This is a genomic window from Novosphingobium sp. (assembly GCF_027489515.1).
Taxonomy (GTDB): domain Bacteria; phylum Pseudomonadota; class Alphaproteobacteria; order Sphingomonadales; family Sphingomonadaceae; genus Novosphingobium.
In genome coordinates this window covers 86,697-94,046 of the sequence record NZ_JAIXZS010000058.1, presented here as the reverse complement: position 1 = coordinate 94,046, position 7,350 = coordinate 86,697, and the positions used below count along the sequence as shown (strand labels likewise).

Here is a 7,350-nt window from a genome sequence, read left to right as displayed (position 1 = left end):
CACCATCGACAAGGACAACACCACGATCGTCGACGGCGCCGGTTCGGCCGACGAGATCAAGGCCCGCGTCGAGCAGATCCGTGCCCAGATCGAAGTCACCACCAGCGACTACGACCGCGAGAAGCTCCAGGAGCGTCTGGCCAAGCTCGCTGGCGGCGTGGCCGTGATCAAGGTCGGCGGCGCTTCGGAAGTCGAAGTCAAGGAGCGCAAGGACCGCGTCGACGACGCGCTTCACGCCACCCGCGCTGCTGTCGAGGAAGGCATCGTCCCCGGCGGCGGTACGGCTCTCCTCTACGCGACCAAGGCCCTTGCCGGCCTGAAGGGTGCGAACGACGACCAGACCAAGGGCATCGACATCGTCCGCAAGGCGATCATGGCCCCGGTTCGCCAGATCGCAACGAACGCCGGCCACGATGGCGCGGTCGTTTCGGGCAACCTCCTGCGCGAAGGTGACGAGACCCAGGGCTTCAACGCCGCGACCGACACCTACGAGAACCTGAAGGCCGCCGGCGTCATCGACCCGACCAAGGTCGTGCGCACCGCGCTTCAGGACGCAGCCTCGGTTGCCGGCCTCCTGATCACGACCGAAGCCGCGATCAGCGAACGCCCCGAAGACAAGCCCGCGATGCCCCCGATGGGTGGCGGCATGGGCGGCATGGGCGGCATGGACTTCTAAGTCCGACGCTCACGCTGAACACGAAAACGGGCCGGAAGGGATAACCTTCCGGCCCTTTTTCTATGCCTGTAACAAGATCAGAGGCTCAAGAGCACGTCACGATACGAGGGCCAGGGGTGATCGCATGCCGGCCTGCAAGACGTCTCGCGACGCGAGATCAGCTTCGCACCTACAGTAAATCGGCGCCGGGCTGGCCGTTCGTCCGGCAGAACTTGGCAAGCGCTGCGCTGCGATCTTTGACCGGAAGCCGGAACAAGCGCCCCCTTGGCCGTTTATCTTGGCATCGCTTTACCCCTTTCCCGACTGGCGACCGGGCATGGGTGCACCATCCGATCCTTGGCGAGATCCGGCAGTGAGGTGGCCCCAGGGCCGCCAAAGGCCGCCAGCAATGCAAACAGAAGATATGGAACCCGAGGACGGAATATGCTTCTACAATTCGGTCATGCTAAGACGATTAGCGCGCCCATGAGGGGAACGAGGTTCGGCGGGATAGGGCTTGTGGCAAAGGACCCATCGATTGATCCGAAAGCTGAACCGGATTCGACGGCGGCTGATATGGCCGCAGGCGATGGAGACGCCGCAGCGCTGCGCGATCCGGCGTGGAGCCGGGAAATCCGCGATTACTACAACGCCGTGGTGAATGAGCCGGTCCCGCAGGAGTTTCTCGACCTTCTCGCGAAGATTGCCTCTGACATTGCCGAGTAGACCTTAAGGAGCGCTGTGGACATGCGCTTGTAGGCGCTTGCCGCGCGGGTTCTGTTGAAGTCACAGTTCCTCTGTTTTCTGCCCCGCTCCCATGGACAGCGCCGCATGCCGCGCTAGTTTCGCTGTCAAACCAAGGCACAGGAGGGGGTAGGATGCGCAAGCGCACCATGGGATTGATCGCGGCGGGGGCGCTTGGGCTCGCGGGGGCTGGCTGGTACGCCAGTCTCGATGCGGAGACCCGCGGACTGCTCGCAGCCCTGCCAACGAACCGCGATGTGCTGATGTGGTCAGTGCCGCAGCGCGATGCGGCGTTCCGCGCGATGGACCGCTTGCCCGTGCTGGCCGAAGCGCGCGAGATTGCCCCTTCGGACAAGCCCTTGCCGCTTCCCGCCGGCAGACCGCTGACCATCCCCGGCATCGAGGCCTATATGGCGAGCCAGCGCGCGGCGGGACTGGTCATTGTGCAGGACGGCAAGCTTCGGTTCGAGCGTTATGGTCTCGGCTTTGGGCCAAAGGGACGCTGGACCAGCTTCTCGGTGGCAAAATCCTTCACTTCCACGCTTGTCGGCGCGGCGATCAAGGATGGCTTCATCAAGAGCCTCGATGACAAGGTCAGCCAGTACATCCCTGACCTCAAGGGTTCGGCCTACGACGACGTGAGCGTCGCACAGCTCCTGACGATGAGCTCGGGTGTGCGCTGGAACGAGGACTACGAGGACCCCAAGTCCGACGTCGCTTCGTTCAACAACGCCGAGCCCGAAAAGGGCATGGACGCGACTGTCAGCTACATGAGGAAGCTCCCCCGCGCGCACCCGCCGGGTGCCGAGTGGCACTACAACACCGGCGAAACCAATCTCATCGGCGTGCTTGTTTCCTCGGCGGTCAAGAAGCCGCTCTCGCAGTATCTCGAGGAGAAGATCTGGAAGCCAGTCGGCATGGAAGCCAAGGCGACGTGGCTGCTCGGCAAGACAGGGCACGAGATCGCCGGCTGCTGCATTCAGGCAGCAACGCGCGATTTTGCGCGCATGGGTCTGTTCGTGCTCGCCAACGGAAATGCGGGTGGGCAGCAGATCGTGCCGCCGGACTGGTTCGCCGCCGCTGCGCACAAGCAGAAGGACATTGGCACGCCGGGCCGCGGCTATGGCTACCAGTGGTGGACCTATGACGACGGTTCGGTCGCGGCACAGGGCATTTTCGGGCAGGGCATCTTCATCGATCCCAAACGGCGACTGGTGATCGCCAGCAATGCGGACTGGACTCGCGCCGACGAGGGCCCCGAAGGCGAAGCGCGCGAGGTGTTCTACCGCAAGGTGCAGGCACTGATCGACGCGGGCGGCTGATTGCGTCTTGTTTCAGTTGGGCTGTCCTACAGGAAGCAAGGGGCGTAGGGTGGGCGCATGTCCGGCAACCCGACCTTTTCCGCCCCCACTTCCCTTTCTGGCCGGAAAGCCGGGGTCCGCAGCTTCTCCTCAGGACTGTGTCAACTGTGTCAACCTGACCTGAATTCGGCGCGAGTCCCCCAAGGGCGAGTGGACAAGCCGCGCGGGCGCGGCATAGCGATTCGCACTTGGTGGGCTGGGGGAATGGCAATGCACAAAGCGGCATGGAGCGCTGCGTTCGGATTGGCGGCGCTTTCAGGTGCGGCGCAGGCCGAAGCCCCGAAACTCGCTCCCGTGCCTGCCGCACAGGCCCCCGGCTTTGACCGGATCCGCGAGGCAGACCTGCGCGCCGATCTCACCTTCATTGCCTCCGATGCGCTGCTCGGCCGCATGTCGCTCCAGCCGGGTGACGATGCCACGGTCCAGTGGATCGCCGCCGAGTTCGCCAAGGCCGGGCTTCAGCCCGCCGCGACCGACGCGAACGGCAAGCCCAGCTATCTCCAGCACGTCCCGCTCATCGAATACCGCCCCAACCCGGCCGCCAACACGCTCACCCTGCGCATCGGCACAGCGGAGCAGAGCTGGAAGGCGCCCGAAATCAGCGGCGGCTTCCGCGATGACATCGACCTCGCCGCGCCGCTCGTCTTCGCCGGTTTCGGCATCACTGCCCCCGGTGTGGGATACGACGACTACAAGGACCTCGACGTGCGCGGCAAAGTCGTGCTCGTTTTCGAGCACGAGCCGCAGGAAAACAATCCCGCCTCGCGCTTCAATGGCACCGGCAACACACGCTACGCCACCAATCGGGTAAAGGCTCTCAATGCGCAGGCTCGCGGCGCGGTCGCGCTGCTGGTCATGGCCGAGCCTGGCCGGAAGCACCCCTCGAACCTCGAGCGCGTCAATCGCATCGGCGGCAGCGCCAAGCGCGTGCCGCCGCTTCCCGGTCAGGCCCTGCCCGATGACGAGCTGCGCATTCCGGTGCTCACCGTCTCCGATGCCGTCGCAGCTGCCCTGCTTGCTAAGGCAGGCGCCGCCCCACAGGCGCTCCAGTCCGCGATCGAACAGAGCCTCAGCCCACAGTCGCGTACTTTGGCGGAGACCACCGTTGCGCTCCACCTCGAAAACACCGCGCGCAGCCGGGGCACGTCGGCCAACGTGGTCGGCCTGCTGCCGGGTTCCGACCCCGCGCTCGCACCGGAAACGGTAATCATCAGCGCGCACCACGATCACGATGGCAGCAACGGGCCGGAGATTTGGCACGGCGCGGATGACAACGGCTCGGGCACTGTCGGCGTCGTCGCGCTGGCCCGCGCCTTCATGGCCAATCCGGTAAGGCCCAAGCGCTCGGTTCTCTTCGCCGTCTTCGCGGCGGAGGAGCGCGGGCTGCTCGGCAGCTACTACATGGCGATGCACCCGCTACGCCCGCTCGCCTCCACCCGCGCGATGATCAATTTCGACATGATCGGCCGGAACGAGGAACCGAGCGAGCAGACCAACGGTTTGATCGATATCCCGAAAGACACCACCAACCGCCTCAACCTCATCGGTGCGACCTACAGCCCGGATTTCAATCGCACAGTCATGGCCTCCAATCGCAGCATCGGGCTCGATCTCGATGACCGCTTCGATCACGAGAATGCGCTCAACGTGTTCTTCCGCAGCGACCAGTTCCCCTTTGTTCTCAAGAACGTGCCGGCGATGTGGTTCAACACCGGCTTCCACCCCGACTACCACCACACCACGGACACCGCAGACCGGATCAATTACCCCAAGATGACGAAAATCGTGAAGCTCGCCTACCTTTCCGCCTGGCGGTTCGCCAGCGAGGCGACTCCGCCGGCCTTCGTGCCCGATCCGGCAGGCCACTGACATCCCAGCCGCCTCGCACTGCCCATCGGGCCAAGTGTGAATTCAATTTGACAGTCTATCTGTAAAGACGGATTGTCACCCATCCGGCAGCATCGCTGCAATTTTTGGAGGGCCACGCATTGCCCGACCAGTTTCCCCTAGAACCTACGCCCAGCCTTTCGGTCGAAACCGTCGTTTCGGTGCGCCACTGGAACGAGTTCCTGTTCTCGTTCACCATCACCCGCCCGCCGAGTTTCCGTTTCCGCTCCGGCGAGTTCGTGATGATCGGTCTCATGGGCGACAATGGCCGACCGCTGTTGCGCGCCTATTCGATGGCCTCGCCCGCCTATGACGAAGTGCTCGAGTTCCTCTCGATCAAGGTTCCGGACGGCCCGCTCACCTCGCGCCTCCAGAAGATCAAGGAAGGCGATCACATCTATCTTGGCCGCAAGCCCACCGGCACGCTGGTGGCCGATGCATTGCTGCCTGGCCGCCGCCTGTTCCTGCTGGGCACCGGCACCGGGCTGGCGCCGTGGATGTCGCTGATCCGTGATCCCGATATCTACGACCGCTTTGAACAGATCGCCGTGGTCCATTCGGTGCGCGGCGTCTCCGATCTTGCCTACCGCGACATGCTGGAAGCCCGGCTGGCCGACGATCCTTTGGTGGGCGAGATGGCGGCGGAGCGCTTGACCTACATCCCCACCGTGACGCGCGAGCCGTTCCACACCAACAAGCGGATCGAGGGCCTGATGCTCGACGGAACGCTGTTCCAGGGATCACTGGGCGAACCGAAGAACTTCGATCCGATCCACGACCGCGTGATGCTCTGCGGCTCGATGACGATGATCAAGGAAGTTGCCGCGATGCTGGATGGCTTCGGGTTTACCGAAGGGGCCAATTCGCACCCTGGCGAGTACGTGATCGAGCGCGCCTTCGTCGGCTAGGCGGGGCGCTCGAGCAGGATAAGGGTCGTATCCCCGTCAGCCTCCTCGCCGTAGCGCACGAAGCCGAGCTTGGCGGCGACGGCGAGCGAAGGCAGATTCGTGTCATTGATCATGCAGCCGACACGGCGGGCAGGGAAGGCTGCATCGAACCACGCGAGCGAAGCGCGGGCGGCTTCGCTCGCTACCCCTTGCCCCCATGTCTTGCGTGCAAAGATCCAGCCGATCTCGGGTGTATCGTCGAGGCCCTTGCCGAACCCGCGCCACGAGTGGAATACGCCGCAAATGCCGAGCACCTCGTCGGTCCCTCGCGCGCGGCAGGTGAAGATACCGTAGCCGAACAGCGCCCACGAACCGGCGTTGCGGCAAAGCCGGTTGAACTCCTCGACCGCCCCGGTCGGCCTGCTGCCAAGATGCCGGCGCACTTCATCGTCAGCCAAGAGCTTGATGAGCTCCGCATGGTCGCGCGCAGCAGGCCGCCACAGATCGAGGCGTTCGGTCGAGATTTCAGGTCCGGTCACAAGGCGACATCTACCGCGTGGATCGCCACGCCGACAAGTCCGCCGACGAGCGTGCCGTTAATTCGAATGAACTGCAGATCGCGCCCGACCGCTCCCTCGATCCGGTCCGTCACAGTGCGTGCATCCCACCGGCGCACCGTCTCCGAAACCAGCCGGACGATCTCATCGCCATAACGGGTGACGACGCCCACGAGGGTGCGGCGGGCGAACCTGTTGACCAGCACCTGCAGCCGGGCATCTTGCTGCAGCGCGCGGCCAAGTTCTGCCAGTGAAGCGCCCAGCCGGTCACCTCCTTCGCCAGCGGTGGCGCCGCCTGATCGGACTGCACGCAATAGCTGGGCCCGGCCTCGCTCCCACAGGCCATCGAGCCACGCGGCGAAGGCCGGGTTCGCCAACACATCGCGCTTCATGGCTTCCACTCGGGCATGCATGGCCGGGTCGTTCACCAGCGCTTCGGCCAGCGCGGCAAGGCTCTCCTCGATCTTCAACCGCAACGGGTGATCCTCGATCACGACCGTCTCGGCGAGCAGCTTGTAGAGTCCGTCAAGGATCCCGTTGGCGAGCCGCTCATCGAGGCCCGTCCAGCGCATCACGGTGTTCGCCTTGTCGTGGATCATGCGGCGCACGAGATCCTCGTTGGCCTCGAGTGCTTCAGCAGAGCGGCGAATGAGCGCTTCGATCAGCGGCATGTGCCGACCCTCCGCAATCATCGCGGCTAGCAAGTTGCCGAGCAGCGGCGCCAGTGCGAGCCGCTCGATCCGGCTCTTCAGCGCCGACTTGGCCATCCCGCCCAGCTTTTCCTGATCGAGCGATTCGAGGACATCAGCAATCAGGCTCGCGGCACCCGCGCCGAGCCGGCTCTCTCCGGGGCGCGGATTGGCAAGATACTGCCCAGCCGCGTTGGCAGCGTTGAGGCTGCGCAGCCGGCGGGCGACCACCGGCGGCGTCAGAAAGTTTGCGCGCAAAAAGGCCGCCATGGAATCGGCAATGCGATCCTTGTTCTCCGGGATGATCGCAGTGTGCGGGATAGGCAAACCGAGCGGATGACGAAACAGCGCGGTGACCGCAAACCAGTCCGCAAGGCCGCCCACCATCGCCGCCTCCGCAAAAGCGCGCAGATAACCCCAGCCGCCGTGGTGCGCTTCTAGCTGCCGGGCAGCAAGAAACAGCGCGGCCATCAGCAGCAGCAAACCCGCAGCGAAGAGCCGCATCTGGCGTGCCGGGTCGCTGCCGAGCCGCAAAGGGGCATTCGGGGCTGCGTTAGTCCCTAGAGACGG

At 64.6% G+C, this 7,350-nt stretch carries 7 protein-coding genes; 5 read left to right on the top strand and 2 right to left on the bottom strand.

Annotated features, from left to right (window positions below):
* The 5 genes from Q0082_RS10370 to Q0082_RS10350 all read left to right on the top strand — a co-directional run.
* The coding region (locus tag Q0082_RS10370; protein WP_298192194.1) for a TCP-1/cpn60 chaperonin family protein at nt 1-676 on the top strand (676 nt) is incomplete at its 5' end.
* Between the two features lie 555 nt (nt 677-1,231).
* Nucleotides 1,232-1,381, top strand: a complete 150-nt coding sequence (locus Q0082_RS10365; RefSeq protein ID WP_298192192.1) for a NepR family anti-sigma factor — start codon at nt 1,232-1,234, stop codon at nt 1,379-1,381.
* 152 nt (nt 1,382-1,533) lie between these two features.
* Nucleotides 1,534-2,721 carry a serine hydrolase gene (locus tag Q0082_RS10360; protein WP_298192190.1) on the top strand — a complete coding sequence of 396 codons (1,188 nt, stop codon included), beginning with the start codon at nt 1,534-1,536 and terminating at the stop codon, nt 2,719-2,721.
* A 243-nt stretch (nt 2,722-2,964) separates the two neighbouring features.
* Nucleotides 2,965-4,629 carry a M28 family peptidase gene (locus Q0082_RS10355; RefSeq protein ID WP_298192188.1) on the top strand — a complete coding sequence of 555 codons (1,665 nt, stop codon included), beginning with the start codon at nt 2,965-2,967 and terminating at the stop codon, nt 4,627-4,629.
* Nucleotides 4,630-4,748: 119 nt separating this feature from the next.
* Complete coding sequence (locus Q0082_RS10350; RefSeq protein ID WP_298192186.1) at nt 4,749-5,555, top strand: ferredoxin--NADP reductase; 807 nt, start codon at nt 4,749-4,751, stop codon at nt 5,553-5,555.
* Here the strand turns inward: Q0082_RS10350 and Q0082_RS10345 are convergent.
* Together Q0082_RS10345 and Q0082_RS10340 are read right to left on the bottom strand one after the other, a co-directional pair.
* Nucleotides 5,552-6,073, bottom strand: a complete 522-nt coding sequence (locus Q0082_RS10345; protein ID WP_298192183.1) for a GNAT family N-acetyltransferase — start codon at nt 6,071-6,073, stop codon at nt 5,552-5,554. The genes Q0082_RS10350 and Q0082_RS10345 overlap by 4 nt on opposite strands.
* Complete coding sequence (locus Q0082_RS10340; RefSeq protein ID WP_298192181.1) at nt 6,070-7,284, bottom strand: DUF445 domain-containing protein; 1,215 nt, start codon at nt 7,282-7,284, stop codon at nt 6,070-6,072. Before Q0082_RS10340 ends, Q0082_RS10345 begins: the two co-directional genes overlap by 4 nt.
* Nucleotides 7,285-7,350 lie beyond the last annotated feature (66 nt).

Bases quoted from the DNA above. Each gene is read 5' to 3' on its own strand.
- Q0082_RS10365 (WP_298192192.1), top strand. From the start codon at position 1,232: ATGGCCGCAGGCGATGGAGACGCCGCAGCGCTGCGCGATCCGGCGTGG.
- Q0082_RS10355 (WP_298192188.1), top strand. From the start codon at position 2,965: ATGGCAATGCACAAAGCGGCATGGAGCGCTGCGTTCGGATTGGCGGCG.
- Q0082_RS10360 (WP_298192190.1), top strand. From the start codon at position 1,534: ATGCGCAAGCGCACCATGGGATTGATCGCGGCGGGGGCGCTTGGGCTC.
- Q0082_RS10340 (WP_298192181.1), bottom strand. From the start codon at position 7,284: ATGCGGCTCTTCGCTGCGGGTTTGCTGCTGCTGATGGCCGCGCTGTTT.